Source organism: Streptomyces sp. 2P-4, assembly GCF_030167965.1.
In the GTDB taxonomy this organism is placed as follows: domain Bacteria; phylum Actinomycetota; class Actinomycetes; order Streptomycetales; family Streptomycetaceae; genus Streptomyces; species Streptomyces globosus_A.
Map to the genome: position 1 here is coordinate 794,010 of NZ_CP095011.1, position 24,862 is coordinate 818,871.

Below are 24,862 nucleotides of genomic sequence, written 5' to 3' on the forward strand. Positions count from 1 at the left end.
GAGACCGGCCGGGATGTCGAGAAGCGCGGAGGAGGCCGCGCGCCCTCACCCGATCAGCCGCGCCGCACGAGCGGGAACGGCAGCGTCTCGCGGATCGTCAGACCGGTGAGGAACATGACGAGGCGGTCCACTCCGATGCCGAGCCCGCCGGTGGGCGGCATCGCGTACTCCAGGGCGTCGAGGAAGTCCTCGTCGAGTTCCATCGCCTCCGGGTCGCCGCCCGCGGCGAGCAGCGACTGGGCGGTGAGCCGGCGCCGCTGCTCGACGGGGTCGGTCAGCTCCGAGTAGGCCGTGCCCAGTTCGGTCCCGAAGGCGACGAGGTCCCAGCGCTCGGCCAGGCGCGGATCGCGCCGGTGCTGCCGGGTCAGCGGGGAGACGTCGGTGGGGAAGTCCTTGTAGAAGGTGGGCAGGGTGGTCTTCTCCTCGACGAGCCGCTCGTACATCTCCAGGACGATGTCTCCGCGGGTGTCGGCGGGGGTGTGGGGCACCCCGGCGCGGTCGCACAGCCGGCGCAGCACGGCTTCCGGGGTGTCGGCGTCGACGGCTTCGCCGAGGGCCTCGCTGACCGCTCCGTACAGGGTCTTGACGGGCCAGGTGCCGGAGATGTCGTGGACGGCCAGCCTGCCGTCGGGGCCGGTCTTGTGGGCGATCGGCGAGCCGAAGGCGGCGGTGGCGGCGCCCTGGATGAGCTCGCGGGTCAGGTCGAGCATCACGTCGTAGTCGGCGAAGGCCTGGTAGGCCTCCAGCATCGTGAACTCGGGGTTGTGCTTGTAGGAGACGCCTTCGTTGCGGAAGGTGCGGCCCATCTCGAAGACCTTCTCCATGCCGCCGACGCACAGCCGCTTGAGGTACAGCTCGGGTGCGATGCGCAGGTACAGGTCGAGGTCGTAGGCGTTGATGTGGGTCCGGAAGGGGCGGGCGTTGGCGCCGCCGTGGATCTGCTGGAGCATCGGGGTCTCGACCTCCAGGAAGCCGCGCTCCAGCAGGCCGTGCCGAAGGGCCTGTACGGCGGTCGAGCGGGCCCGCACGACGTCGCGGGCCTCGGGGCTGGCGACGAGGTCGAGGTAGCGGCGGCGGACGCGGGCCTCGGGGTCGGCGAGGCCCTTGCGCTTGTCGGGCAGGGGGCGCAGGCACTTGCCGGTGAGCTGCCAGGACTCCACGAGGAGGGAGGGCTCGCCGGACTTGCTCGCCCCCATGCGGCCGGTGGCGGTGACGTGGTCGCCGAAGTCGACCTGGGAGGTGAAGGAGTCGAGGACGGCGGGGCCGCTCTCGTCCCGGGTGAGCATCAGCTGGATGTCGCCGGACCAGTCGCGCAGGACGGCGAAGACGACGCCGCCGAGGTCGCGGACGACCATGATCCGCCCGGCGAGGGTGGCGGGGCCGTCGCTGCGGGCCCCGGGCGGCAGGCCGGGGTGGGCGGTCGGCAGCTCCGACGCCGTGTGGGTGCGGGCGGCGATGCCGACGGGGTAGGGGTCGACGCCGGCGGCGCGCAGCCGGTCGAGCTTGGCGTGGCGGACGCGGACCTGCTCGGGCAGCCGCTCGGCCGGGAGGGCCGGGCCGCCCTGCCCGTCGGCCGTGTCGAGGCCGAGGGTGTCGAGCGGGGGCAGCCCGGCGGTGTTCGCGGGGGCGGTGACGCCCTTGGGGTGGCCGTTGCCCCACAGCTTGCGCAGGCTGGGCACGGAGACGAAGCCCTCGGCGATACCGGAGGCCAGGCTGACCCGGGCGAGCGAGCCGGCGTCCTGGTAGCAGAGGAACCGCGGGTACCACTCGGGGCCGTACTTGACGTTCGAGCGGTAGAGGGCCTCCAGCTGCCACCAGCGGGAGAAGAACAGCAGCAGCCGGCGCCAGAGTCTCAGGACGGGGCCGGCGCCGATCCGGCCGCCCTCCTCGAAGGCGGAGCGGAAGACGGCGAAGTTCAGCGAGATCCGGCGCACGCCCAGGCCGGGGGCGGCGGCGCACAGCTGGGCGACCATGAACTCCATGACGCCGTTGGGGGCGTTGCGGTCGCGGCGCATCAGGTCGAGGGAGATGCCGTCCTTGCCCCAGGGGACGAAGGACAGCAGGGCGATGAGCTCGCCGTCGGCGTCGAAGGCCTCGACGAGCAGGCAGTCGCCGTCGGCGGGGTCGCCGAGCCGGTCGAGTGCCATGGAGAAGCCCCGCTCCGTCTCGGTGTCGCGCCAGGTGTCGGCGCGGTCGATGATGCGCTGCATCTCCTCGTCGGACAGAGCGGAGTGGCGGCGGATGGAGGTGGTGGCCCCGGCGCGGCGGACGCGGCTCACGGCCTGGCGGGTGACGCGCATGTCGCGGCCGTCGAGGTCGAAGTGGGCGACGTGCAGGATGGCCTCGTCGCCGAGTTGGAGGGCGCTGAGCCCGGACCGGGCGTAGGCGGTGGCGCCGTCCTCGGAGGCGCCCATGACGGCGGGCTGCCAGCCGTGGCGGCGGGCGACGGCGAGCCAGGCGTCGATGGCCGGGGTCCAGGCGGCCGGGTCGCCCACCGGGTCGCCGCTGGCGAGGCAGACGCCCGCCTCGACGCGGTAGGTGACGCAGGCCCTGCCGTTGGGGGCGAAGACGACGGCCTTGTCGCGCCGGGTGGCGAAGTAGCCGAGGGAGTCGGAGCGGCCGTACGCGCCGAGCAGCGCGCGGATGCGGGGCTCTTCGTCGCCGTGGAGGGCTGCGGTCATGCGCTGGGAGCGGAAGAGGGTGGCTGCGGCGCCCAGCAGGGCGAGCGCGCCGAACAGGCCGAGCAGGAAGGACAGGGGCCGAGGCGGCCGGCCGCCGAACTCGCGGGCCGAGAACAGGCCGCCGAAGACCTGCTTGGCGGCCCAGTCCAGCCACTGGCCGCGGGGCAGGGTGCCGGGGAACAGGGCGACGAGCGCCCAGCCGAGAAGGACGGCGGCGAGCAGGCCGAGCCCGAGGACGAGCAGGGCCCGCCAGAACGCTCCGGGGCGGGAGGCGGCGTAGAACTCGCTGCGGGCGGCGGTCAGCAGAGCCAGGGCGGCGACGGCGATGACGAGGGAGGGGCCGCCGATCCAGTACCAGCCGTCCGCGAGGAGCAGGACGTCGACGGCGACCAGCAGGACCAGGTAGGCGACGACGATCCACCAGGCGACCTTCTTGCGGGTGCCGAGCGCGGCGGCGAGGAGGAAGAGGAAGACCGCGTAGGCGAGGTTCTCGCTGACGGGGACCACGTAGTCGTCGAGGAAGCGGACGACGTGCCGCAGCAGGTACCGCAGCGCCGGCGAGAGCGCCAGGACGGCGCAGAACAGGCCGAGGGCGCCGAAGAACGCGGCGAACCCGTCGGGAACCCGGTTCAGGAAGCGGTTCCGGGTCCCCCGGGTCTGCTCCGTCGTGGCACTCATGGTTCGCACTCTAGGGAGCCGGGCCGCGGTCCGCGCGGCGAGCAGCCGGTCCCCCGGGAGGGTGCGGGGCGGGGAGCGTGCCCGTCCCGGCCGGGGGCGGCCCGGTCAGCGTCCCATGGTGAGGCCGTGTGCGGCGGCGCCGCGGCCCAGGACCGCCTCGCTGACGGTGTCGCGGGCGCGGCGGTAGGCGGTGTCGTCGGGGTCCTCGGCGAGGGCGGCCGGCAGGTTGACGACCTTCCCGGCGGACAGGTCCATCATCTGGGGGACGAACTCGGCCTTGGCGACCTGCCAGCGCCCGCCTGCCGCGGCCGGCGGGGCGAAGGTGAAGCGGGCGAGGGAGCCGTAGTTGCCGCGCAGGTCCCGGTCGCCGGAGTGGTTGAACATCTCGCCGGCGACCTGGTCGCCCATGCCGTAGACGATCCAGGTGCCGTTGACCTTCTCGTAGGCCTGCGGGACGTGGGCGTGCGTGCCGAGGATCAGGTCGATGTCGGGGCGGCCGCCGGTCCGGGAGGCGGTCAGCTCCCTGCCGAGGGAGAGCTGCCGCTCGTCCGGCGCGGTCTGCCACTCGGTGCCCCAGTGCAGGCTGACCAGGACGACGTCGGCGCCGGCCGTGCGGGCCGCCCGGGCGTCCGCGACGATCTTGTCCTTGTCCATGAGGTTGACGGCCCACGGCCTGCCCTCGGGCATCGGGTACCCGTTGGTGTCGTACGTGTAGGCGAGGTGGGCGACCGTGGCCGAGCCCGCGGTGTAGAGGGTGGGTGCGGCCGCCTCGGCTGCCGTGCGGGCCGATCCTGCGTGGCGCAGGCCGACCCGGTCGAAGCGGTCGAGGGTGCGCGCCACGCCTTCGGCTCCGGCGTCGAGGGTGTGGTTCGAGGCGGTCGAGCAGCCGTCGTAGCCGGCGTCCTTGAGGCCGTCGGCGACTTCGGGCGGGGACTGGAAGGCGGGGTAGCCGGTGAAGGGGCCGCCGTCGGGGCCGTAGACGGTCTCCATGTGGCACAGGGCGAGGTCGGCGGCGGAGACGAGCGGCTTGACGTGGGAGAACATCGGCCGGAAGTCGTGGCCGGCCCCGTCGGCGTCGGCCGCGGCCTGCTTGATGACCGAGTCGTGTGGCAGGACGTCGCCGCTCGCGACGAGTGTGAATCCGCGTGCGGGGGTCGCGGTCGGGCCGGCGGCGCGGGAGGGCGGGGGGTGTGCGTCGCCGAGGCGGGCGGGCGGGGTGCGTCCGGCCGAGCAGGCGGCCGCGGTGGCAGCCGACAGCAGGGCGGCGGACAGGAGCGCGAGGGCCTTGCGGGTGCGCGGGGTCATGGGCGCCACTCTCTCTCCAATTAATACGACTATCTGATCACCTTTTAATTCATGGAGGGAGGTGCTGCGCGTCGGAAGGAGCCGGCCGGCCGCATCCACGGCCGCATCCCGACCGCACCGCCGGCCACACCGACAGGGGGCCGTTCACCGCACCGTTCGACCGTTCGGCGACCGCTCACCGGCCCGGGCGGCCGCCCACCGGGCGTCCCGGGCGCTTGGGCGCAAGACCGCTGCCTGACGGTTCACGGGGCGCCCGGCGCAGGTGAGGGTGGGTGCGTCGGACCCGGACGGCCCCAGGAAGGAGGCCCTCGTGCCCCTCTCCCCCACCCTTGCGCGCACGGCCCCCGAGGCGCTGGCCGAACTCCAGCGCGAACACGGGCGGGCCCTGTTCGGCCTGCTGCTCGGGCTCACCTCCGGGGACGCCCAGCGCGCCGAGGACCTCGTCCAGGAGACGCTCGTACGGGCCTGGCAGCACCCGGAGGCGCTGGCGAGCGGCCATGCGTCCATGCGGCCCTGGCTCTTCACCGTCGCGCGGCGCCTCGCGATCGACGCCCGCCGGGCCCGCCTCTCGCGGCCGCAGGAGGTCGACGCGGACGCCCTGGAGCAGGCGCCCGCCCCCGAGGACGGGGTGGCGGGGTCCGTGACGGCCATCGACGTCCGGCGCGCCGTCGGCTCGCTGGGGCCGGAGCACCGGGAGGTGCTGCTGGAGGTGTACTTCCGCGACCGCTCGGTCGCCGAGGCCGCCGCCGAGCTGGGGATCCCCGCCGGAACGGTCAAGTCCCGCACGCACTACGCGCTGCGGGCCCTCCGCCAGGGCCTCCAGGGGTACGGGTACGGGCTCGGCGCCTGAGCGCGCCGCGGCCCGGCCGCCGCACGGGGAAACGATCCGAATGCACGCGGATCGGACACGAAGTGCGCGGAAACAGGCCGCAGACCGTTCAAGTTGAGTAAACATCCCCCACGGCGCAAGCCGGGAGAGGAAGGCTCGGTACCCACGGACGGGAAGCTCGACACGCGGGAGAAGGTGGAACGGTGCAGCCCGAGGGTACGAACGGCACCAGTGACGGCGGGCTTGCGGTGCCCATGGCGTGGCTGTACGCCGAGTACATCGCCGACGAACTGCTGCGCACGGGCCGGCTGATCCCGGCCGGCACCCTGGAGTTCCGCGCCGGCCGGGACACGCTCGCCCTGACCATCTACCTCTCCGACGCCGCCGGCGAGCTGTCCGGGATCCGCGTGGTCTCCCAGCTCGACGAGTGGATGTCGCTGACGGCGTACGGGCACCCCTGGCGCGACTGGGTCCACACCCGGTTCCTCGCGCTGGGCGAGGAGGCCCGGGAGAGCGGCCGCGGCGAGGACCCCGACCTCGAACTCGCCCGCGCCGCCTGGCGCTGGCTGGACCGGACGGAGCTCTTCGCCACCAACATCGACGCGGCCCGGCCGGGCGGGCCCGAGCCGTACCAGGGCCTCGACGAGAACGCCCGCGTGTGGACGCCCGCCTGGCAACTCGGCCTCCCCCTGGGCCACTTGGCCATGCACCTCTTCTGACCGGACCGCGGCCCCGCCGCCCGCTACGGGCGCCGCCGCGCAGGCGGGGGGTCGGCCGGGTCCAGCACCAGGCCTGCGAAATCGGCCTCGTTGCGCTCCGCCCTCCCGACGTACCACCGGGCGATCAGCCACAGCACGGGATAGGCGGCCACCCCGAGGACCGCCCACACCAGCGGGCCGGGCACCGCCCCGGGCAGCGCGAACAGCAGCGGAAGCACCCCCACCGCCAGTGCCAGCGCGGCCACCGCCCCGAGCCCGGCGCGCAGCTGGCTGCGCATGAGGGCGCGTACGTACGTCGTGCCGAGGCTGGTCTGCTCGCAGATCTCCGAGCGCGCCGGGGTGTACGCGGGAGCACGGCGGCGGGCGGCGCGCGGCACCCCCGTGACGGTCTCCCGCCGGGGCGCCGCCGCCTCCCCGTACGGCTGCGGCGGAGGGTCCTGCATGGTGCGGGAGTCTACGCAGCGGCGGGCGCGGGCGGAGGTCATTTGAGGAGGCGGGAGAGCCTGCGGTCGGCGAGCGGCCTGCCGCCGGTCTGGCACGTGGGGCAGTACTGGAGGGAGGAGTCGGCGAACGACACCGAGCGGATGGTGTCGCCGCACACCGGGCACGGCTCGCCGTCCCGGCCGTGGACCCGCAGGCCGCTCTTCTTCTCGGCCTTCAGCCGGCCCGCGGCGACGCCGTGGGCCCGGCCGACCGCCTCGCGCAGGGTGTCCCGGACGGCCTCGTACAGGCGGGTGGTCTGCTCCTCGTCGAAGGCGGAGGCCGGTTTGAACGGGGACACCCCGGCCGCGTGGAGGATCTCGTCGCTGTAGGCGTTGCCGATGCCGGCGAGGACGCCCTGGTCGCGCAGGACGCCCTTGATCTGCCGCCGCTCGCCCGCCAGCAGCGCGGCGAACGCGTCCCGGTCGAAGTCCTCGGCCAGCGGGTCCGGCCCCAGGCGGGCGATGCCGGGCACCTCCGCCGGGTGCCGGACGACGTACACGGCGAGGCGCTTCTGGGTGCCCGCCTCCGTCAGGTCGAAGCCGCCGCCGCCTTCGAGGGCGACGCGCAGGGCGAGCGGCCCCTTGCCGGGGCGCGGCGGCCGGTCGGGGAGGGCGTCCTGCCAGCGGAGCCAGCCGGCCCGGGCCAGGTGGGTGACCAGGTGGAGCTCCCCGATCCGCAGGGCGAGGAACTTGCCGTACCGGGCGGTGGGACCCGCCTCCTGCCCCTCCAGGGCGGACAGGGGCGGGTCGTACGTCTTCAGCACGCTCACGGCGAGCGGGAGGACGCGTGCGACGACCCTCCCGGGCAGGTGCTCGTCGAGGAACTCCCTGAGGGCCTCGACCTCCGGCAGCTCGGGCATGCCCCCAGCCTGCCCATCCGGCCGCCGATGCGCGACCGGACACGGCCTGCGACCGCGACCGCGGGCTCGGGCCCAGGCTCGGGCTCAGGCCAGGAGGAACTCGCACCAGACGCACTTGCCGCTGCCCCGCGCCTCCACGCCCCACACGTCCGCCAGCCGGTCCACCAGCATGAGCCCCCGCCCGGACACCCCCGCCTCGCCCGCCTCCCGTCGGCGCGGCAGGGCGCTGGAGCGGTCCTCCACCTCGACCCGGAGCCGGCGGACCGGGCCGCTCAGGACCCGCAGGGTGACGATCGCGGGGCCGTCCGTGTGCATCAGGGCATTGACGATCAGCTCGTCCGCCACGAGTTCGATCTCGTCGGAGCGCTCCCGCGCGCCCCAGGCGCGGACCGCCGCGCCGATCATGTGGCGGGCCGACACCAGGGCCTCCGGGTCGCCGGGGGCGACGTGCTGCTGGAGCCGGCCGCCGCCCTGCGCCGCCGCCTCCTCCACGCGGCGCCGCAGCAGGAGCAGCGCCATGTCGTCGTCGCCGCCGCGCTCGTCTATCACCTCGCACAGCCGGTCCGCGAGCCGCTGGAGGTCCTCCGGGCCGCTGCGGACCAGCCCGGTCAGCAGCCGCACCCCGTCGTCGAGGTCCGCTCCGGGATGCTCGACGAGGCCGTCCGTGCACAGCAGGATCGTTTCGCCGGGGTCGAGTTCCACCGTCGTCACCGGGTACTCCAGGCGGCCGAACTCCGCCGAGAGGCCGAGCGGCATCCCTCCCTCCACGTCCAGCCGGCGGCAGTCGCCGTCGCGGGTGCGCAGCAGCGGGTCGATGTGCCCGGCGCGCACGATCTGCAGGACGCCGGTCGACAGGTCGGCCTCGACGTAGGTGCAGGTGGCGAAGCGGTCGGTGTCCAGTTCGTGCAGGAACACCGAGGCCCGGGCCATGACGGTGCCCGGCGAGTGCCCCTCGGCGGCGTAGGCGCGCAGCACGATCCGCAGCTGGCCCATGACGGCGGCGGCGTGCGTGTCGTGGCCCTGGACGTCCCCGATGACGGCGCCGACGCGGCCGCCGGGCAGCGGGATCACGTCGTACCAGTCCCCTCCGATGTCCTGGCCCATGCGGGCGGAGCGGTAGCGGACGGCGATGTCGCCGCCGGGGACGGCGGGGATCCGGCGCGGCAGCATGGCCTGCTGGAGGCCTTCGGCGAGGTCGTGCTCCTGCTCCAGCAGCATGGCGCGCTGGAGGCTCTGGGCGATGCTGCTGCCCAGGGCGACGAGGAGGTTCCGCTCGTCCTGGGTGAAGCCGTCCTTGTCCTGGTAGAGCAGGCCGATCGCGCCGATCGGGCGGGCCTGGGCGATCAGCGGCAGGTACGCGGCCGCCGAGATGTCCATGTACGAGATCTTCGCCCAGAGTCCGGGGTAGCCCTCGGCGAACTCCTCCGCGGAGTCGAGGAAGCGCGGCTGGAGGGAGCGGACCACCTCGCTCATCGGGTAGTTCTCGTCGACGCGGGTGTAGCGGGTGCCGGGGACGAAGCTGCCCGAGGGGCCCTCGGCGACCAGGTGGATGCGGCCCGCCTCGACCAGCCCCATGACCATGCCCATGGAGCCGAGCCGCTCCAGGCCGTGGGCGTCGCCGATGACGTCGATGACGTCCTTGACGGTCCGGGCGTGGGCCAGGGCCGCGGTGGTGCTCTCGACCACAGAGGTCTGGCGGCGGCGCTCCTCGTCGAGGCCGAGGCGTTCGGCCGAGTGGCTGAGCTCCTCGGTGGCGTCGCGGACGATGCCGATGATCCGGAGGGGGCGGCCGTCGGGGTCGCGCATGACGCGGCCCTGGGTGTGGGTCCAGCGCAGCCGGCCGTCGCGGCAGCGGATCCGGAAGTAGGCGCCGTAGCTGTCCTCGTCGCCTTTGAGGGCGTGGGAGACGAGGTCGAAGAGGCGGGAGGACTCCCCCTCGGGCACGCGGGCGGCGAGCGACTCGGGCCGGCCGTCGTACTCCTCCGCGGGGGTGTCGAACACGTCGAGGCCGGCCGTGTCCAGGTGCATCAGGCCGGTGGACAGGTCCCAGTCGAAGCTGCCCATGCGGTTGAGCGAGAGCGACCGGTCCGGGTGTGCGGGCCAGTCGTCCGGCAGCGATACGGTGGTCGGCACCGGTCCACCATGACACAGGGGCGGGTCATGCGCCCCCCGGGTCCGCGGCGGGAACCGCGGCGGTCGCGGCCCCGGCGGCGGGCACCCCGGCCGGGTCCGGATCCGGCACCGCTGCGGCGCCGGGGGCGCCTGCCGCGCCGTCGAGGGAGTCGGTCTCGTGGATGCCGGCGCCGTCGGCGCCGGTGCTGTAGGAGTCGGCGCCGTAGGAGTCGGTGGAATAGGAATCGGCGGAGTCGGCGGAGTAGGCGTCGCTCGGGTAGGAGTCCGCGCCGCCGGTCTGCATGCCGTACGTGTCGGCGGCCCACGGGTCGGCGCCCGGGTCGGTCAGGGCCGCGTCGGCTTCGGCGTCGGGGGCGTTCGGGTCGTAGAGGTCTCCCCCGTCCGCGGCGGCGTCGTCCCCGCCCGGCCACGGCGCCAGGTCGCCGGCGTCGCCCGCCGCCGGATCCGCCCCGGCGGAACCGTCGGCGGGCCACTCGGCCGAGCCGTCCGCCGGCAGGCCCGGCTGGGACGGGGTGCGCTGCGGGGCGTCCTGCCCGCCCGGCACGCTCTCCCCGGGCGGCAGTCCGGGAGTACCGGGCGGGGCGGCCGGGGCGGCCGGGGCGGTGGCCGGCGCGGCGCCGACGGGGATGCCGTCGGCGGGGTCGTACGCGGGCATGGCGCGCGGGGAGCGGTCCTGGGCGCCGTCGTCGCCGGTGGTCCGCTCGATCCACGTGTTGTCCGCGACGTTGGCGATGACGAGGCCGGCGAGCGGGTGGGCGGTGGGTTCGATCACGATCACCTGGTTGGGCTGGTAGCCGTTCCACCGCTCGCCCTTGACGGCAGGGGTCCCCTTCGCGCTGAGCGGGGGGAGCAGCGGGCTGCCGCCGGCGCAGCGTAGCCGGGGCATGCCCTGCGCGTCGACGAGGACGGCGGTGCCGGCCTGGAGGACCGCCTGGAAGCCGTACGCGCCGCCGTCGCGGAAGCCGTGGTTCGTGACGCGGGTGTCGGCTCGGAGCACGACAGGAGTGAGCCCGCGAAGGAACTCGGGGAGCCCGGACTCCTGGACGGAGGAGGCCGCCGCGAAGGCGCGGGCCTTGTTCTCGTCGCCGGTCAGGGCGCGCAGCTGCTGTTCGACGTCACAGCTGCCGAGGCGCTTGGTGCCGCCGTAGAGGCCGGGGGTGGCACCGCCCACGGTGCGGATGCCGCGGCCGGTCGGGTTGGGGAGCGGGGGCTGGGCCGGGGCGGATTCGGCGGTGGCGGAGGAGGGGGTGAAGGGGTCGGGGCCCGCCGAGCCGACGGGCTGGAGGTGGATCTCCTGGTTCTCGGGGCCGGCCGGCGCGGGGGGCTCTTCGCCGCCGCCGCAGGCCGCGGCGGCGAGGCCGAGCAGCGTCAAAAGGGCTGCGCGGGCCGGTGTGTGACGACGCGGCGCCTGACGGGGTGTCGGCTCGTGCACGGTTTTCTCCCTGTTCGCCCCGGATGCTCCCTCCTGTCTGCCGCATGCAGGCGAGCCCCGCAACCGGAGCGCCCGCAGCCGGGGGCACGGCCTCCCCCGGGCGGTGCGCAGGCACCCGGGAGAGCCGCTCTTGAACGCGTTCAGACATTCCCGTAGGGTCGCAACAGGAGCTGAACACGTTCAAAGCGCGGGAGTCTCGCGCGCCCGGGGCGCGGCGCGGCGCCGCCTGGCGGCCTCCGGCCCGCACCTCGGGGAGCGCCGCCGGCGGCCGGGGCAGACGCAGACCGCGCCGCCAGACGGAGGAGACGATCCGATGACCCGACTCAGCGGGGCGGCCCGCCCCGCGCTCACCTACCCGGAGCGGGGCGCCACAGCCTCGCTGCCCCTGCCCGACCGGTACCACCACCTCCGCCACCGCATCCGGCTCGGCCGCGGCCGCGCCGTCTTCGAGGCGGCCGGGGCCGCGCTCACCACGTTCGGCGCGCACCGCGCCGCGGGCGCGGCGGTCCGCTGCGGCCACGGCGCCGTCCGGCCGGGGAGCCGTGTCGCGGTCGGGCTCGGCTGGGGCCCACTGCGGATCGAGGCGCCCTGCGAGGTCGTCTGGACGGCGTACGAGCCCGCCCGGACCGGCTTCGCCTACGGGACCCTGGCCGGCCACCCCGAAGAGGGTGAGGAGTCCTTCCTGGTCCTCCTCGACCGGGACGGCAGCGTGTGGTTCGAGGTGACCGCCTTCAGCCGCCCGGCCCGCTGGTACACCCGGGCCGCCGGCCCTCTGGTCCCCCTCTTCCAGCGCTGTTACGCCCGCCGCCTGGGCCGGGCCCTGCGCAGGCTGGCCGCCCCGGCCTGAACCGGCCGATACTGGGGGTGATGGACTGGTTCACGGCGCCCGACCTCTGGCTGGGCCGGCTGGTCTTCCAGCGGGCCCTCGCCGGCGTCTACCTCGTCGCCTTCCTGGCGGCCGCCCTCCAGTTCCGGGCCCTGATCGGGAGCCGCGGCATGCTGCCGGTCCCGCGGTACGTGCGTTTCGTGCCCTTCAAACGCGCCCCGAGCCTGTTCCAACTCCACTACTCGGACCGGTTCTTCGCCGGCTGCGCGTGGACGGGGGCGGCCCTGTCCGCGGCGCTGGCGGCCGGCGCGGGGGACGCCGTGCCGCTCGGTGCGGCGATGGCGATGTGGGCGGTGCTGTGGGCGCTGTACCTGTCGATCGTGAACGTGGGCCAGACCTGGTACTCCTTCGGCTGGGAGTCCCTCCTGCTGGAGGCAGGCTTCCTCGCGGTGTTCCTCGGCAACGCCGAGACCGGTCCGCCGGTGCTGGTGCTGTGGCTGCTGCGGTGGGTGGCGTTCCGGGTGGAGTTCGGGGCCGGACTGATCAAGATGCGGGGGGACGCCTGCTGGCGGAAGCTGACCTGCCTCTACCACCACCACGAGACGCAGCCCATGCCCGGCCCGCTGAGCTGGTTCTTCCACCACCTGCCGAAGCCGCTGCACCGGGTGGAGTGCGCCGCCAACCACGTCACGCAACTGGTCGTGCCGGTGCTGCTGTTCGCACCGCAGCCGATCGCCTCGTACGCCGCCTGCGCGATCGTGGCGACGCAGCTGTGGCTGGTGCTCTCCGGGAACTTCGCGTGGCTGAACTGGCTGACGATCACGCTCGCGCTGCCGGCGGTCGACTTCACCCCGGTCGCCGGCCCGCCGCCGGCCGCGGCCTCCGCACCGCCGCCGGTGTGGTTCGCGGTGCTGGTGTGCGCGGTGACGCTGCTGGTGCTGGTGCTGAGCAGGCATCCGGTGCGCAACATGGTCTCCCGGCGGCAGGTGATGAACCGCTCCTTCGACTCCCTGCACCTGGTGAACACGTACGGGGCCTTCGGCACGGTGAGCCGGGTCCGCGACGAGGTCGTGGTGGAGGGAACCCCGGACGCGGTGCCGCGGGAGGACGGGGAGTGGCGGGAGTACGGCTTCAAGGGCAAGCCGGGGGATCCGCGCCGGATCCCCCGCCAGTTCGCCCCGTACCACCTGCGGCTCGACTGGCTCATGTGGTTCGCAGCGCTCTCCCCCGGCTACGCCCGGGACTGGTTCGGGCCGTTCGTGGAGCGGCTGCTGGAGGGCGACCGGGACACGCTGCGGCTGATCCGCCGCAATCCCTTCCCCGGCGCCCCGCCCGTCTACGTGCGGGCCCGGCTGTACCGGTACCGGTTCACCACCTGGCGGGAGCTGCGCGAGACGGGGGCGTGGTGGCATCGAAGCCTGCTAAGGGAGTACCTGCCCCCGACCCGTCTTTCGGTGGTGTCCGCCTCGGGCGGGGCCGGAGAGCGGTCAGAGTCCGAGTAGGGCGGCCTCCTTCTCGGGGCTGATGCCCTTGGCGCTGCGGTCGGGGCGCAGGGGGGCGGTGCCTCCGACGGAGCGGAGCCAGGCCCAGGTGTCGGCGACGGTCTCCTCGACGGGACGGCACCGCAGGCCGGCGGCGAGCGCCCGGGAGACGTCCGCGCCGAACATGTGGGCGTGCAGATCGCCCTCGGGGAGCCAGACGGGCAGCTCGGTCCAGGGTTCGATGCCGGCGTCCAGGATCCGGGCGGCCTCGGTCCAGCGCAGTTCGGCGCCTCCGCCGGTGGCGGCCGCGCAGGCTTCGAGGAAGGTGCCCATGGTGGCGTGGCCGGCGGGCGAGACGGCGTTGTACGGGCCGCCGAGGCCGGCGGCGGCGGCGTCGAGGGTCCAGCTGGCGAGGTCGCGTACGTCGATGTACTGAAGCGGCAGGTCCTTCGGCCCCGGGGCCAGGGTGGGGCCGCCGCGGGCGGTGCGGCCCAGCCACCAGGGGAGGCGGCCGACGTTCTCGTACGGGCCGAGGATCACGCCGGCCCGGACGAGGAGGGCGCGGTCGCCGAAGGCGTCGGTGGCGGCGATCTCGCCGCCGCGCTTGTCCTCGGCGTAGGCGGTTGCGTCCGCGTCCGGGGAGCCGTCGACGAGGGGGGCGTCCTCGGCGGCGTTCCCGTCCCCGGGGTAGGCGTGGACCGAGCGGCTGGAGATGTAGGTGTAGTGGCCGGCGCGGCCGCGCAGCAGGCGCGCGGTGTCGCGGACCGCGGTGGGGGCGCCGGACCAGGTGTCGACGACCAGGTCCCACTCGCCCGCTTCGGGCGCGGCGAGGGCGGCGAGGCCGTCGGGGGCGGTGCGGTCGCCGTGTACGGCACGGGTGCCGGGTGGCGGGGCGTGGCGGCCGCGGTGGAAGACCGTGACGTCCCAGCCCCGGGCGAGGGCGTCGTCGGTGAGGGCGCGTCCGACGAACTCGGTTCCGCCGAGCATCAGCAGTTTCGTCATGCGGCCAGCGTGCCGGGGGCCGGCGCGGCGGCGGAAGCCGTGATCGCTCTCGGCGATGACGCCGACGGCGGACGCGAACCGGGAACTCCGCTTGCCCGGCCCCGGGCGGCGGCACGTCTGCCTCCGCCCGCCGAGCCGTGCTCCGCCCCCTTGCCGTCGTGCTGTCCTGTGACGGCCGGAGGGGCGGTTCCGGGATCGCTGCCCGGCTAGTCGATGCCGGGCAGGATGTGGGATTCCGCGAGGTCGTCCTCGTATCCGGCGAGGCGGATCGGGGCCGAGCGGGCCCAGACCTCGAGGCTGCCCAGTTCGTCGCTGTGGGGGCGGCCCTGCCACCCCGTGCGCTCCAGCAGCTCGTCGGACTTCGTCTTCGTCTCTGTCACCGCGCACTCCTTCGGTGTCGCTTGACCCGGCGGCCAACCGCATCGGGTATGGAGAATGGAGAGTTTCAAGACGCGGTGGCGCCATGGTGGAGCGTGGCCTGGGTGGGGCTCTAGCGTGTCCCCACAGAGTACACATCTGAGCAGGCACCCGCTCGGTAGATTGGCAAAATCCACCCCAATGGCGCGAATATCCGCTCGGTTCCCGGGTTTGTGTGTCACCTTTGCGGCGAGGTCTGCCCTTTGGGGCGGTCCCGCCGTCGCGGGGGGCCTTCCCGGAGCGGGAATGCGACAGCGCCCCGGCCCCTCGGGAGGAGGGGCCGGGGCGCTGTCGCGGGGCGGGCGGTGGCGCGCGTCACCACTTCGCGGGCGCGTAGTCCTTCAGGAAGACGCCGTACAGGTCCTCGCCTGCCTCGCCGCGGACGACGGGGTCGTAGACGCGGGCGGCGCCGTCGACCAGGTCCAGGGGGGCGTGGAAGCCCTCCTCGGCCAGCCGCAGCTTGTCGAAGTGCGGGCGCTCGTCCGTGATCCAGCCGGTGTCGACGGAGGTCATGAGGATCCGGTCCGCCTCGAACATCTCCTGGCCGCTGGTCCGCGTCACCATGTTCATCGCCGCCTTGGCGGCATTGGTGTTCGGGTGCCCGGCGCCCTTGTAGCCGCGGCTGAAGACGCCCTCCATCGCGGAGACGTTGACGATGTACGCCCGCCCGCTGGCGGCCTTGCGGGCGGCCTCGGCCATCACCGGACGGAGCTTGCTGATCAGGATGAACGGCGCGGTGTAGTTGCACAGCTGGGTTTCGAGCAGCTCCACCGGGGAGATCTGGTCGATGGTCTGCACCCAGGTGTTGCTCTCGACGACGTCGGGGAGCAGGCCGCCCGCGTCGATCGCGGTGCCGTCCAGGTGCCGCTCCAGGCTGGCGTTGCCCGCGACGAGGGCCAGGTCCGCGACCTTCTGCGCCTCCAGGCCGCTCACGCCGACGGGCAGCGCCGCCAGGCCGTCGACCGCACCCGAGTTGAAGGCGCCGATGACGTGGTGCGCGGGCAGCTCGCCGGCCGGCAGCGGGGCGCCCTCTCCGTCCACCAGCGCGGCGTACGCGCTGGGCAGGCGGCGCACCGTCTGCGTCGCGTTGTTGATCAGGATGTCCAGCGGTCCGGCGTCGGCGACGCGGTCGGCCAGCTCCACGGCCTGCGCCGGGTCGCGCAGGTCGATGCCGACGACCTCCAGGCGGTGCATCCAGTCCGCCGAGTCCTCCATCGCCGTGAAGCGGCGGATGGCGTCCTTGGGGAAGCGCGTGGTGATCGTGGTGTGGGCGCCGTCGCGCAGCAGCCGCAGCGCGATGTACATGCCGATCTTCGCCCGGCCGCCGGTGAGCAGCGCGCGCTTGCCCGCGAGGTCGGCGCGGGCCTCGCGCCGGGTGCGGTTCTCGACGGCGCACGGCGGGCAGAGCTGGTGGTAGAAGTAGTCGACCTCGACGTACCGCGTCTTGCAGACATAGCAGGAGCGGGGGCGCTGGAGTATGCCGGCGATCCGGCCGGCCTCGGTGACGGAGGTCGGGAGGATGCCCTCGGTCTCGTCGTCGATGCGCTGCGCCGAGCCCGTCGCGGTGGCCTCGGTGACGGCCTTGTCGTTGGCGGTCTTCGCGGCGCGGCGCTCCTGGCGGCGGCGCTGCTTCACCGTCCGGTAGATCCCGGCGGTGGCCCGGCGCACGGCGACGGCGTCGGGGTGGTCGATGTCGAGCTTGTCGAGCTCGTCGAGCACGCTGAGGCAGACGGCCATGCGCTCGGGGTCGATGCCCGGCCCGTACGCCTGGATGTCTTCGGTCTCGGTCTCGGTCGCCGTCATGGCCGCTGCCGTTCCTTGGTCACTCGTCCGCATCCGCCTGCTGCGGAAGTCCTCAAAACGGCAACTGTACGGATGCTGCGGGCCGGGAACCAAACCCGTGCCGCGGGGGCTCACTCACCGCGTCCGGGCGGTCACCGCGGGCGTACTGCGCGGGGAGTGCGGGCGGGGCCGCGTCATCCTTTCGCAGTACGCCCTGAGCAGGGTCGATGTGGTCCTCCAGGGGGAGGAATAGGCGTCCCCGGCGCGGCATTGTGGGATACATGAGTGCCCTGGGGCTGTCGCTGCTGCTGTGCCTGGTGTCCGCGGTCGCGTACGCGGGCGGAGCGATCGTTCAGGAGCGGGTCGCGGCGCGCGGCCAGGAGCGGGCGTACGCGCCGGTGCGCCGGCCGGAGTGGTGGGCGGCCGTCGCGCTGAACGGCCTCGGCGCCGTACTGCACGTGGTGGCGCTCGCGTACGGGCCGCTGAGCCTGGTGCAGCCGCTGGGTGCCCTGACGATCGTGTTCGCGCTGCCGATGGCGGCCGTGTTCGTACGCCGGCGGGCCACTGCGGCAGCGTGGCGCGGGGCCCTGCTGGCCTCGGCCGGGCTGGCCGGGCTGCTGGCCCTGACGGGCGGGAACCCGGACGGGGGCGCGGACCGGCTGCCCGTGGCCGGCGAGCGGGCGCTGCTGCTGGCGGCGACGGCCGCCGCGGTGTCGGTGCTGTTCGCGGCGGCGCACGGGGTGCGGCGGCCGGTGCTGCGGAGCGTGCTGCTCGCCGTGGCGGCGGGCACGGCGTTCGGGATGGCGTCGGTGTTCACGAAGGCGCTCGCCGAGGGCGTCGTACGGGGTTCCGCGTCCGGCCGCTGGCCGGACGCGGCGGCCGTCGCGGTCCTGGCCTGCGGCGGGCTGCTGCTGTCGCAGGCCGCCTACCGCGGCGCAGGACTGGCCGCGCCGCTGGCCACGCTGACCGTCGTCAACCCGGTGGTGGCGGCCGCGGTCGGGCTGACGCTGTTCGGCGAGGGCTTCCGGTACGGGGCGGCGGGCACGGCGGGGGCGCTGGCCGGCGCCGCGGTGGCGGCGGCCGGCCTGGTCGTGCTCACGGCCGCCGCGCCGCCGCACACGGCCTCGTCAGATGCCCACGCCGTGGGCGCGGAGGTACTTCAGCGGGTCGATGTCGGAGCCGTAGCCGGGTCCGGTCCGCACCTCGAAGTGGAGGTGGGGCCCGCTGCTGTTGCCGGTCGATCCGGAGCGGCCGATCCGCTGGCCGCCGGAGACGTCCTGCCCGGCCTTCACGCCGAGGGCCGACAGGTGGGCGTACTGGGAGTACCGGCCGTCGGTGTGCCGGACGATCACCTGGTAGCCGTACGCACCGGCCCAGCCGGCGGAGACGACGCGGCCGGGGCCGACGGACCTGACGGACGTACCGGTCGCGACGGGGAAGTCGACGCCCGTGTGGTAGCCGCTGGACCAGGAGGATCCGCTGGCCTTGTACCGGGTGCCGACGGAGGCGTCGACGGGGGCGACGTATCCGCCGCCGGTCTGCTGCTTCGGCGCTGACGCGGGCTTCTCCGCGGGCTTCTGCTGCGCGGGGGCCGGCTTGGGCGCGGCCTTGTCGGCGGGCTTGGCGGCCTGCTTCTCCGCGGGCTTCTGCGCCGGCTTCTCGGCGGGTTTGGCGACCTGCTCGCCGGCGGGCGGTGCCGCGGGCGCGACCGGCTTGACCGGTTCGGCGGTGCGCGGCGGCTTCTCCGGGTTCTGCGCGGGCGGGGCGGCGGTGATGCGCAGGGTGAGGCGCTGCCCGGGGAAGATCAGGTCCGGGTTGGCTCCGACGGTGGTGCGGTTGGTCTCGTACAGGGCCTGCCAGCCGCCCTCGACGTGCTGCCGGACCGCGATCGAGGACAGCGAGTCGCCGGGGGCCACGACGTACGGGTTCGGCAGGACCGACGTCCCGGTCGGCCGGGGTGCGGCGGGCGGCGCCGCGGCCTTCCCGGCGGGCTGCGCCTGCACCTTGACGACCTGGACGGTGGCCTTCGCCCCGCCCTGCGGCGACAGGTCGGGGGCGGGGCCGCCGCGGGTGAGGCCCGCCTGCTTCCCGCATGTGGGCCAGGCCTGCGGCCCCTGCCCCTTCAACACCTTCTCCGCGACGGCGATCTGCTGCTCCCGGGTCGCCTTGTCGGCGCGGGGCGCGTACTGGGTGCCGCCGAAGGCGCGCCACGTCGTCTGGCTGAACTGGAGCCCGCCGTAGTAGCCGTTGCCCGTGTTGATCCGCCAGTCGCTGCCGGACTCGCATTCGGCGACCTTGCTCCACGTCTCCGCGGACGCGGCGTGGACGGTCCCGGCGCCGATCAGCGGGAGCGCGATGCCGGCGCCGCCCGCCGTGACGGCGAGCGAGGCGCGGTTGATGCTGCTCGGCTGGTACCGGCGGTGCCGACCCCGTACACCCATTGGGAGCCCCCATCGAAGACATCGGTGAGCGCCAAACCTAACGGTCCGGTCACGGCCGTGACAAGGGGCGCAACAGGGCGCACAGCAGGGCAAGTTGACATTGTCCCGGGTGGCGGGCGATCCGCCGGGGGCCGCGCCGCGGTAGCGTCGGTGGTCCCCGCACATCGAAGCACCAAGGAGCGCACGCATGAGCAGCACCGCCCAGATCGGTGTCACCGGGCTCGCGGTGATGGGCAGCAACCTCGCCCGGAACTTCGCCCGCAACGGTTTCACCGTGGCCGTGCACAACCGGACCGCCGCCAAGACCCGTGCCCTGGTGGAGGAGTTCGGGCACGAGGGCGACTTCGTCGCGGCCGAGTCCGCGAAGGAGTTCGTCGACGCGCTGGAGCGGCCGCGCCGGCTGATCGTGATGGTGAAGGCGGGCGAGCCGACGGACGCGGTGATCCGTGAGTTCGCCCCGCTGCTGGAGCCCGGCGACGTCGTCATCGACGGCGGGAACGCGCACTTCGAGGACACGCGGCGGCGCGAGCGCGAACTGCGCGAGCGGGGCATCCACTTCGTCGGCGTGGGGATCTCGGGCGGCGAGGAGGGCGCGCTGCTCGGACCGAGCATCATGCCCGGCGGGTCGCCGGAGTCGTACGACGCCCTCGGCCCGATGCTGGAGCGGATCGCGGCGAAGGCCGCCGACGGCACGCCGTGCACCTCGCACGTGGGCCCGGACGGCGCCGGGCACTTCGTGAAGATGGTGCACAACGGCATCGAGTACGCGGACATGCAGCTGATCGCGGAGGCGTACCACCTGCTGCGCGAGGTCGCCGGCTACTCCCCCGCGCGGATCGCGGAGACGTTCCGGACGTGGAACCGGGGCCGGCTCGACTCCTACCTGATCGAGATCACCGCGGAGGTGCTCGCGCACGTCGACACGGCCACCGGCAAGCCGTTCGTGGACGTGGTGGCCGACGCCGCCGAGCAGAAGGGCACCGGCCGCTGGACGGTGCAGACCGCCATGGACCTGGGCGTTCCGGTGTCCGGCATCGCGGAGGCGGTCTTCGCCCGCGCCGTCTCGGGCCACGCCGGGCTGCGGGCGGCCTCGCGGGGGCTGGCGGGCCCGTCCGCGCAGCCGCTGGCCGGGGAGGCCGCGGACGCGTTCGCAGCCAAGGTCGAGCAGGCGCTGTACGCCTCGAAGATCGTCTCCTACACGCAGGGCTTCCACCAGATCCGGGCGGGCAGCGAGGAGTACGGCTGGGGCATCGACCTGGGGGCGGTGGCCTCGCTGTGGCGCGGCGGCTGCATCATCCGGGCGGCGTTCCTCGACCGGATCCGCGCCGCGTACGACGCCCGGCCGGACCTGCCGGGCCTGCTCGCCGACGCCGGGTTCGCCCAGGAGATCGGCGCGGCGCAGGACGACTGGCGTGCGGTGGTGGCGGCCGCGGTGGCCGGCGGCATCCCGGTCCCGGCGTTCGCGGCGTCGCTCTCGTACTACGACGCGCTGCGCGCGGAGCGGCTGCCTGCGGCGCTGACGCAGGGGCAGCGGGACTTCTTCGGGGCGCACACCTACCGGCGCACGGACCGCGAGGGGTCGTTCCACACCCTCTGGAGCGGTGACCGCACGGAGACCACCGCCTGACGCGCGGCTGCCGCGGCGGAGCCGGAAGGGCTCCGCCGCGGCTCGGCGCAGGTCAGCTGGGCGGCGGGGGCTGCGGAACCGGCGCGGGCCCGGGCGGCGGGGGCACCGGATCCGGCTCGGGGAACGGCGGCGGCACCGGCGGATCCGGCCGCGGCACGGGCTCCGGATCGGGGAACGGCCCGGGCCCCGGCCCGGGCGTGGGCGGCGGCGGCACCGGAGTCGGCTCCGGGACGGGCGGCTGCGTCTGCTCGGCAGGGACGTGGATCGGCATACGCCCCACCTTCCCCCGATTCACGGACCCACGCCTCCGGACACGGCCGTCCGGCGTGACGGAGCCGCCAAAGGCGCCGACCGCCTCAGCCGGCCGCCACGGCGTGGGGGCTGCGCTGCTGGTCACTGCCCGGCACGGGCGCGGAGGGATCCGCTCCCAGCTCGACGATCCGGTTGTCGGCATCGACGTGCACGACGCGCGGCCGCATCGCCCGCGCCTCGGCGTCGTCGACCTGGGCGTAGCTGATCAGAATGACGAGATCGCCGGGATGCACGAGATGCGCGGCAGCCCCGTTGATCCCGATCACGCCGGACCCGCGCTCCCCCTCGATGACGTAGGTCTCCAGCCGGGCACCGTTGGTGATGTCAACGATGTGCACGAGCTCCCCGGGCAGCAGATCGGCGGCGTCGAGCAGATCGGCGTCTATGGTCACGGACCCGACATAGTGCAGGTCGGCCTGCGTGACCGTAGCCCGGTGAATCTTGGACTTGAACATGGTGCGAAGCATGAGAAAACTCCCGAAATGTCTGCTCCCTGCCCGCTTTCCGCAGGTCAAGGGCGGTCCCCGGAGCCTACAACGATTCGCGTCTTCGGTCAGCTTCCCCCAGCTCTTTCAGGACTCATGCTGACCGATGGCCGACATTTCCGACGCATCGCCAGGCGCCCACGTGAGGGCTTTCGGCGCGCGCACCACCGCCGACACCCCCGGTCACGAGGCGCAAGCGGGCACCATTCCGTACACGCCTCCGACAGGGTCGCCTCCGTCATGGGAATGGACCTCTGTCTCGTCGACCCGGCACAGGTGGTGGAAGCACCCTTCACCAAGGACGACTGGGCTGCCGCCCTCCTGCGATGCCTGGCCCGTCCGTCCGAGGAACAGCCCCCGGCACGGCTGCGCGGATTCCTGTTCCGGGAAGGAGGTCTTCTGCGCCTCTACATGGACAGCGACGAGGCAGCCGGCGTGATCGCCGCCGGTGTCCGGCCGGGCGGTGCACTGACCGCCCTCCTCCCCGCACTTCCCTCATTGCTCGGGGAGGAGTGGCGGACACCCGACGGCGCGGACGATCCGCACTGCCGGTACCTCGTGGATCTCACCCGCTGGCGACATGTCCGGGAGCCGAGGCCGGAGGCTTCCGCGCATGAGGAGGACATGCTCCCCGGCCCATGCCGACCACGCACTGGGCAGCGCTGCTCCCGGCCGAGGGCGCACAGGGGCGCCCTTGATCACACTGACCACCCGCGTGCGCCCCGGCGACGGAGCCCCTCCGGTTCATGGATGCAGTGTGGCCTCGCCCTTGACGAGGATGCCGGTGCGCTGACCCGGCCGTACGGCGACGGGACCGGCGACCCGGATGTCGACCGGGCTCTCCAGGCCGTCGACGGAGATGGTGACCATGGCGTCGTGGCCGTAGAAGGTCACGTCGGTCACGGTTCCCTGGGCAGCTGTCGCGGTTCCGGTGAGCTGGAGCTGCTCGGGCCGCAGCAGGACGGTTCCCTCGCTCCGGCCCGCGGGGGGCGATGCGAGGGGAAGGCGGCCGAGCACCGTCGTCGCGGTGCCGTGGTCGGTGGTGCCGGGGATGAGCACGGCATCGCCGACGAATCGGGCCACCCAGGGGTCGGCCGGCCGGCGGTAGACCTCCTGCGGTGTGTCGCACTGGGCCACGCGGCCTTCGCGGACGACCGCGACCAGGTCAGCGGTGGAGAGGGCTTCCTGCTGGTCGTGGGTGACCAGCAGGGCGGTGGCTCCGGTGGCGCGCAGGGCGGCTCGGACATCTGCCCGGACACCGGCGCGCAGAGCGCTGTCGAGGGCGTTGAACGGTTCGTCCAGCAGGACCAGTGCGGGTTCCGGCGCCAGGGCCCGGGCGAGCGCTATGCGCTGCTGCTGGCCGCCGGACAGTTCATGCGGCATGCGGTCGCCGTGGCCGCCGAGGCCGACGAGTTCGAGCATCTCCTCGGTGCGGCCTCGGCGTGCGGCGCGGTCGTGGCCGGTCAGCCCGAAGGCGACGTTGCGGGCGACGCTCAAGTGCGGGAAGAGCGCGCCCTCCTGGGGGACGATGCCGATACGGCGGCGCTCGGGGGGAAGGTGGACACCGGGGCCGGACAGGGTGCGTCCGCCGACGGTGACGGTACCCGCGTCGGCGCGCAGGAAGCCGGCGACGATGCGGAGCAGGGTGGTCTTGCCGCAGCCGGAGGGGCCGAGGAGGGCGGCCAGGGTGCCGGCGGGGACGGTGAGGTCGAGTCCGCGCAGGACAGGAGCGTCCGGGCCGTAGGACTTCGATACTCCTGTGATCTGTACGTCGGTCATGTGCGGTGCCGTCCGAGGAGGTAGGAGGGGATGGCCGCCAGCAGGATCAGCGCCGCGGCGTAGGGGGCCGCGGCGGCGAAGGATCCGGTGCCGGTCTCGGTCCAGAGCCGGGTGGCCAGGGTGTCCATTCCGGTCGGCCGCAGCAGGAGGGTCGCGGGGAGTTCCTTCATGCACACGACGAAGGTCAGGGCGGCGCCGGCGGCGACCCCGGGTGCGGCGAGCGGCACGGTGATCTCGCGCAGCACGCGCAGGGGGCTGCGGCCGAGCGAGCGTGCGACGTCCTCCAGCACCGGCGGGGACTGCAGTACGGCGGCCCGGGTCGCTGCCACCGAGACGGGCAGGAAGAGCACGGCGTACGCGCAGACCAGCAGCGGGAGTTCCTGGTAGAGCGGGTCGGCGTAGCGGACCGCGAAGAAGACCAGGGACAGCGCGACGGTGATGCCGGGGAGGGCGTGTCCGGCGTAGGCGGACTGCTCCAGCAGGTGCGCCGTCCGGCCCCGGTGCCGCGCGGCGATCACCCCGACGGGCAGGGCGAGGAGGGTCGTGAGCACGGCTCCCGCGGCGGCGACGCCGAGGGTCGTGCCGGCGGTGTCGAGGAGCGCGGCAGGGTCCCACGTGGCGGAATTGCCGACGGCGAGCCAGTACCCGAGGGTGGCCAGCGGCATGAGGACGGCGATGGCTGCGACCGCCGTGCACCAGGTCAGGGCCGGCATCCGCCACCGGCCGAGCGGCGCGGGGGCGGCGGGGCGTGCCGTGCCGGTCCCGGTCCTGGCCTGTCCCGCGCGGCCTCGTGTACGGGCCTCGGCAGCCACGAGCAGGATCGTCATCACCACGAGGACGACGCTGAGGGCGGCGGCCGGGGTGCGGTCGAAGCTGGCCCGGTAGGAGGTGTAGATGCCGCGGGTGAAGGTGTCGTAGCGCATCAGGGAGACGGCGCCGAAGTCGGAGAACACGTAGAGCGCGACCAGTACGGATCCCCCGGCCGCGGCGGGACGCACCTGCGGCAGCGTGACGCGCAGGAAGGTCCGCAGCGGCCCGTGGCCGAGCGAGCGGGAGACCTCCTCCAGTGCCGGATCGGCCCCGCGCAGTACGGCGGTGACGGGCAGGTAGACGTACGGGAAGCTCACCAGTGTCAGCGCGAGGGCGGAGCCGCCGAAGCCCGCGAGGCCGGGGAAGACCGACAGCCAGGTGAAGGCGGCGACGTAGCTCGGCACGGCCAGGGGCAGCGTCACCAGGACCGCCCAGGTCCGGGCGCCGGGCAGGTCGGTCCGTGCGGTGAGCCAGGCCAGGGACACGCCCAGCACCAGGGAGGCCGACACGACGACGGCGGCCAGCCCGAGACTGCGGCCGAGCAGTTGGGCGGTGCGCTCGTCGGCGATGGCGTCCCAGGCGAAGGCGGGACCGCGCTCCAGGGAGCGGACGGCGAGGTAGCCGAGCGGCAGCAGCGCGAACACCGCGGCGAGGGCCGCGGGAAGGAGCAGGGCGGCGGGCGGGCGGCGCCCGGCACGCAGCCGCCCGGCCGGCGCGGTGGCGCCTGCCGGGCGCACTGCGGGATCCGCCGCTGCGACGGGATCCGTGGAGTGCATGCGGG

General features: G+C 74.3%; 18 protein-coding genes and 1 pseudogene. 6 read left to right on the forward strand and 13 right to left on the reverse strand.

Annotation, left to right across the window (positions count from 1 at the left end):
- Positions 1-53 precede the first annotated feature (53 nt).
- Both lysX and MUK52_RS03190 read right to left on the reverse strand, forming a co-directional pair.
- Positions 54-3,359: a bifunctional lysylphosphatidylglycerol synthetase/lysine--tRNA ligase LysX gene (lysX, locus tag MUK52_RS03185; protein WP_114055345.1), complete on the reverse strand. Its 3,306-nt coding sequence runs from the start codon at positions 3,357-3,359 to the stop codon at positions 54-56.
- Positions 3,360-3,464: 105 nt separating this feature from the next.
- Positions 3,465-4,664 carry a CapA family protein gene (locus MUK52_RS03190; protein ID WP_114055344.1) on the reverse strand — a complete coding sequence of 400 codons (1,200 nt, stop codon included), beginning with the start codon at positions 4,662-4,664 and terminating at the stop codon, positions 3,465-3,467.
- Between the two features lie 310 nt (positions 4,665-4,974).
- Between MUK52_RS03190 and MUK52_RS03195 the strand changes: the two genes are divergently transcribed.
- Both MUK52_RS03195 and MUK52_RS03200 read left to right on the forward strand, forming a co-directional pair.
- Positions 4,975-5,514: a sigma-70 family RNA polymerase sigma factor gene (locus MUK52_RS03195; RefSeq protein ID WP_114055343.1), complete on the forward strand. Its 540-nt coding sequence runs from the start codon at positions 4,975-4,977 to the stop codon at positions 5,512-5,514.
- 233 nt (positions 5,515-5,747) lie between these two features.
- Positions 5,748-6,212 (forward strand): hypothetical protein, encoded by a 465-nt coding sequence (locus tag MUK52_RS03200; protein ID WP_162793331.1) that lies wholly within the window; start codon positions 5,748-5,750, stop codon positions 6,210-6,212.
- A gap of 23 nt (positions 6,213-6,235) precedes the next feature.
- Here the strand turns inward: MUK52_RS03200 and MUK52_RS03205 are convergent, their stop codons facing one another.
- The 4 genes from MUK52_RS03205 to MUK52_RS03220 all read right to left on the reverse strand — a co-directional run bounded on the left by MUK52_RS03205 (position 6,236) and on the right by MUK52_RS03220 (position 11,119).
- Positions 6,236-6,655, reverse strand: coding sequence for a hypothetical protein (locus tag MUK52_RS03205; RefSeq protein ID WP_174250383.1), 420 nt, complete (start codon positions 6,653-6,655; stop codon positions 6,236-6,238).
- Positions 6,656-6,693: 38 nt separating this feature from the next.
- Positions 6,694-7,554: an Fpg/Nei family DNA glycosylase gene (locus MUK52_RS03210; RefSeq protein WP_114055341.1), complete on the reverse strand. Its 861-nt coding sequence runs from the start codon at positions 7,552-7,554 to the stop codon at positions 6,694-6,696.
- A gap of 84 nt (positions 7,555-7,638) precedes the next feature.
- On the reverse strand, positions 7,639-9,705 hold the full coding sequence (locus MUK52_RS03215; RefSeq protein WP_502963617.1) for a SpoIIE family protein phosphatase: 2,067 nt from the start codon (positions 9,703-9,705) through the stop codon (positions 7,639-7,641).
- A gap of 7 nt (positions 9,706-9,712) precedes the next feature.
- Complete coding sequence (locus tag MUK52_RS03220; RefSeq protein ID WP_284574514.1) at positions 9,713-11,119, reverse strand: DUF6777 domain-containing protein; 1,407 nt, start codon at positions 11,117-11,119, stop codon at positions 9,713-9,715.
- Between the two features lie 313 nt (positions 11,120-11,432).
- Here MUK52_RS03220 and MUK52_RS03225 point away from each other — a divergent pair, with 313 nt between their 5' ends.
- Both MUK52_RS03225 and MUK52_RS03230 read left to right on the forward strand, forming a co-directional pair.
- Complete coding sequence (locus MUK52_RS03225; protein ID WP_284574515.1) at positions 11,433-11,966, forward strand: DUF1990 domain-containing protein; 534 nt, start codon at positions 11,433-11,435, stop codon at positions 11,964-11,966.
- Positions 11,967-11,986: 20 nt separating this feature from the next.
- A complete protein-coding gene (locus MUK52_RS03230) occupies positions 11,987-13,447 on the forward strand; it encodes a lipase maturation factor family protein (RefSeq protein ID WP_284574518.1) in 1,461 nt (486 codons plus the stop codon).
- On the opposite strand, the gene MUK52_RS03235 is transcribed toward MUK52_RS03230, so the two are convergent.
- From MUK52_RS03235 to MUK52_RS03245, 3 genes are all read right to left on the reverse strand, one after another.
- The gene (locus tag MUK52_RS03235) at positions 13,433-14,428 is read right to left on the reverse strand and encodes an NAD-dependent epimerase/dehydratase family protein (RefSeq protein WP_284574520.1); all 996 of its coding nucleotides are present in this window, start codon (positions 14,426-14,428) and stop codon (positions 13,433-13,435) included. The two genes, MUK52_RS03230 and MUK52_RS03235, sit on opposite strands and share 15 nt — an antisense overlap.
- Before the next feature lie 206 nt (positions 14,429-14,634).
- Positions 14,635-14,808, reverse strand: a complete 174-nt coding sequence (locus MUK52_RS03240; protein WP_174250382.1) for a hypothetical protein — start codon at positions 14,806-14,808, stop codon at positions 14,635-14,637.
- Between the two features lie 352 nt (positions 14,809-15,160).
- On the reverse strand, positions 15,161-16,648 hold the full coding sequence (locus MUK52_RS03245) for an SDR family NAD(P)-dependent oxidoreductase (RefSeq protein ID WP_284574522.1): 1,488 nt from the start codon (positions 16,646-16,648) through the stop codon (positions 15,161-15,163).
- A gap of 260 nt (positions 16,649-16,908) precedes the next feature.
- On the opposite strand from MUK52_RS03245, the pseudogene MUK52_RS03250 reads away from it, so the two are divergent.
- Positions 16,909-17,658 (forward strand): annotated as a pseudogene (locus MUK52_RS03250) (DMT family transporter); the annotation flags it as partial.
- Positions 17,659-17,754: 96 nt separating this feature from the next.
- Here MUK52_RS03250 and MUK52_RS03255 read toward each other — a convergent pair.
- On the reverse strand, positions 17,755-19,068 hold the full coding sequence (locus tag MUK52_RS03255) for a transglycosylase family protein (RefSeq protein ID WP_162793187.1): 1,314 nt from the start codon (positions 19,066-19,068) through the stop codon (positions 17,755-17,757).
- Positions 19,069-19,255: 187 nt separating this feature from the next.
- On the opposite strand from MUK52_RS03255, the gene gnd reads away from it, so the two are divergent.
- Positions 19,256-20,695, forward strand: coding sequence for an NADP-dependent phosphogluconate dehydrogenase (gene gnd / locus MUK52_RS03260; protein ID WP_284574524.1), 1,440 nt, complete (start codon positions 19,256-19,258; stop codon positions 20,693-20,695).
- A 356-nt stretch (positions 20,696-21,051) separates the two neighbouring features.
- Here gnd and panD read toward each other — a convergent pair whose 3' ends face one another.
- From panD to MUK52_RS03275, 3 genes are all read right to left on the reverse strand, one after another.
- Positions 21,052-21,474 (reverse strand): aspartate 1-decarboxylase, encoded by a 423-nt coding sequence (gene panD / locus MUK52_RS03265; protein WP_284574525.1) that lies wholly within the window; start codon positions 21,472-21,474, stop codon positions 21,052-21,054.
- Positions 21,475-22,236: 762 nt separating this feature from the next.
- Positions 22,237-23,271 (reverse strand): ABC transporter ATP-binding protein, encoded by a 1,035-nt coding sequence (locus MUK52_RS03270; RefSeq protein WP_114055306.1) that lies wholly within the window; start codon positions 23,269-23,271, stop codon positions 22,237-22,239.
- Complete coding sequence (locus tag MUK52_RS03275; protein ID WP_284574526.1) at positions 23,268-24,857, reverse strand: ABC transporter permease; 1,590 nt, start codon at positions 24,855-24,857, stop codon at positions 23,268-23,270. The genes MUK52_RS03270 and MUK52_RS03275 overlap by 4 nt, the downstream gene beginning before the upstream one ends.
- Positions 24,858-24,862: the final 5 nt, after the last annotated feature.

Excerpts from the sequence above, each read along its gene's own strand:
- lysX (WP_114055345.1), bottom strand. The coding sequence starts at position 3,359 with ATGAGTGCCACGACGGAGCAGACCCGGGGGACCCGGAACCGCTTCCTG.
- MUK52_RS03190 (WP_114055344.1), bottom strand. The coding sequence starts at position 4,664 with ATGACCCCGCGCACCCGCAAGGCCCTCGCGCTCCTGTCCGCCGCCCTG.
- MUK52_RS03200 (WP_162793331.1), top strand. The coding sequence starts at position 5,748 with ATGGCGTGGCTGTACGCCGAGTACATCGCCGACGAACTGCTGCGCACG.
- MUK52_RS03205 (WP_174250383.1), bottom strand. The coding sequence starts at position 6,655 with ATGCAGGACCCTCCGCCGCAGCCGTACGGGGAGGCGGCGGCGCCCCGG.
- MUK52_RS03210 (WP_114055341.1), bottom strand. The coding sequence starts at position 7,554 with ATGCCCGAGCTGCCGGAGGTCGAGGCCCTCAGGGAGTTCCTCGACGAG.
- MUK52_RS03225 (WP_284574515.1), top strand. The coding sequence starts at position 11,433 with ATGACCCGACTCAGCGGGGCGGCCCGCCCCGCGCTCACCTACCCGGAG.
- MUK52_RS03230 (WP_284574518.1), top strand. The coding sequence starts at position 11,987 with ATGGACTGGTTCACGGCGCCCGACCTCTGGCTGGGCCGGCTGGTCTTC.
- MUK52_RS03235 (WP_284574520.1), bottom strand. The coding sequence starts at position 14,428 with ATGACGAAACTGCTGATGCTCGGCGGAACCGAGTTCGTCGGACGCGCC.
- MUK52_RS03245 (WP_284574522.1), bottom strand. The coding sequence starts at position 16,648 with ATGACGGCGACCGAGACCGAGACCGAAGACATCCAGGCGTACGGGCCG.
- MUK52_RS03255 (WP_162793187.1), bottom strand. The coding sequence starts at position 19,068 with ATGGGTGTACGGGGTCGGCACCGCCGGTACCAGCCGAGCAGCATCAAC.
- gnd (WP_284574524.1), top strand. The coding sequence starts at position 19,256 with ATGAGCAGCACCGCCCAGATCGGTGTCACCGGGCTCGCGGTGATGGGC.
- panD (WP_284574525.1), bottom strand. The coding sequence starts at position 21,474 with ATGCTTCGCACCATGTTCAAGTCCAAGATTCACCGGGCTACGGTCACG.
- MUK52_RS03270 (WP_114055306.1), bottom strand. The coding sequence starts at position 23,271 with ATGACCGACGTACAGATCACAGGAGTATCGAAGTCCTACGGCCCGGAC.
- MUK52_RS03275 (WP_284574526.1), bottom strand. The coding sequence starts at position 24,857 with ATGCACTCCACGGATCCCGTCGCAGCGGCGGATCCCGCAGTGCGCCCG.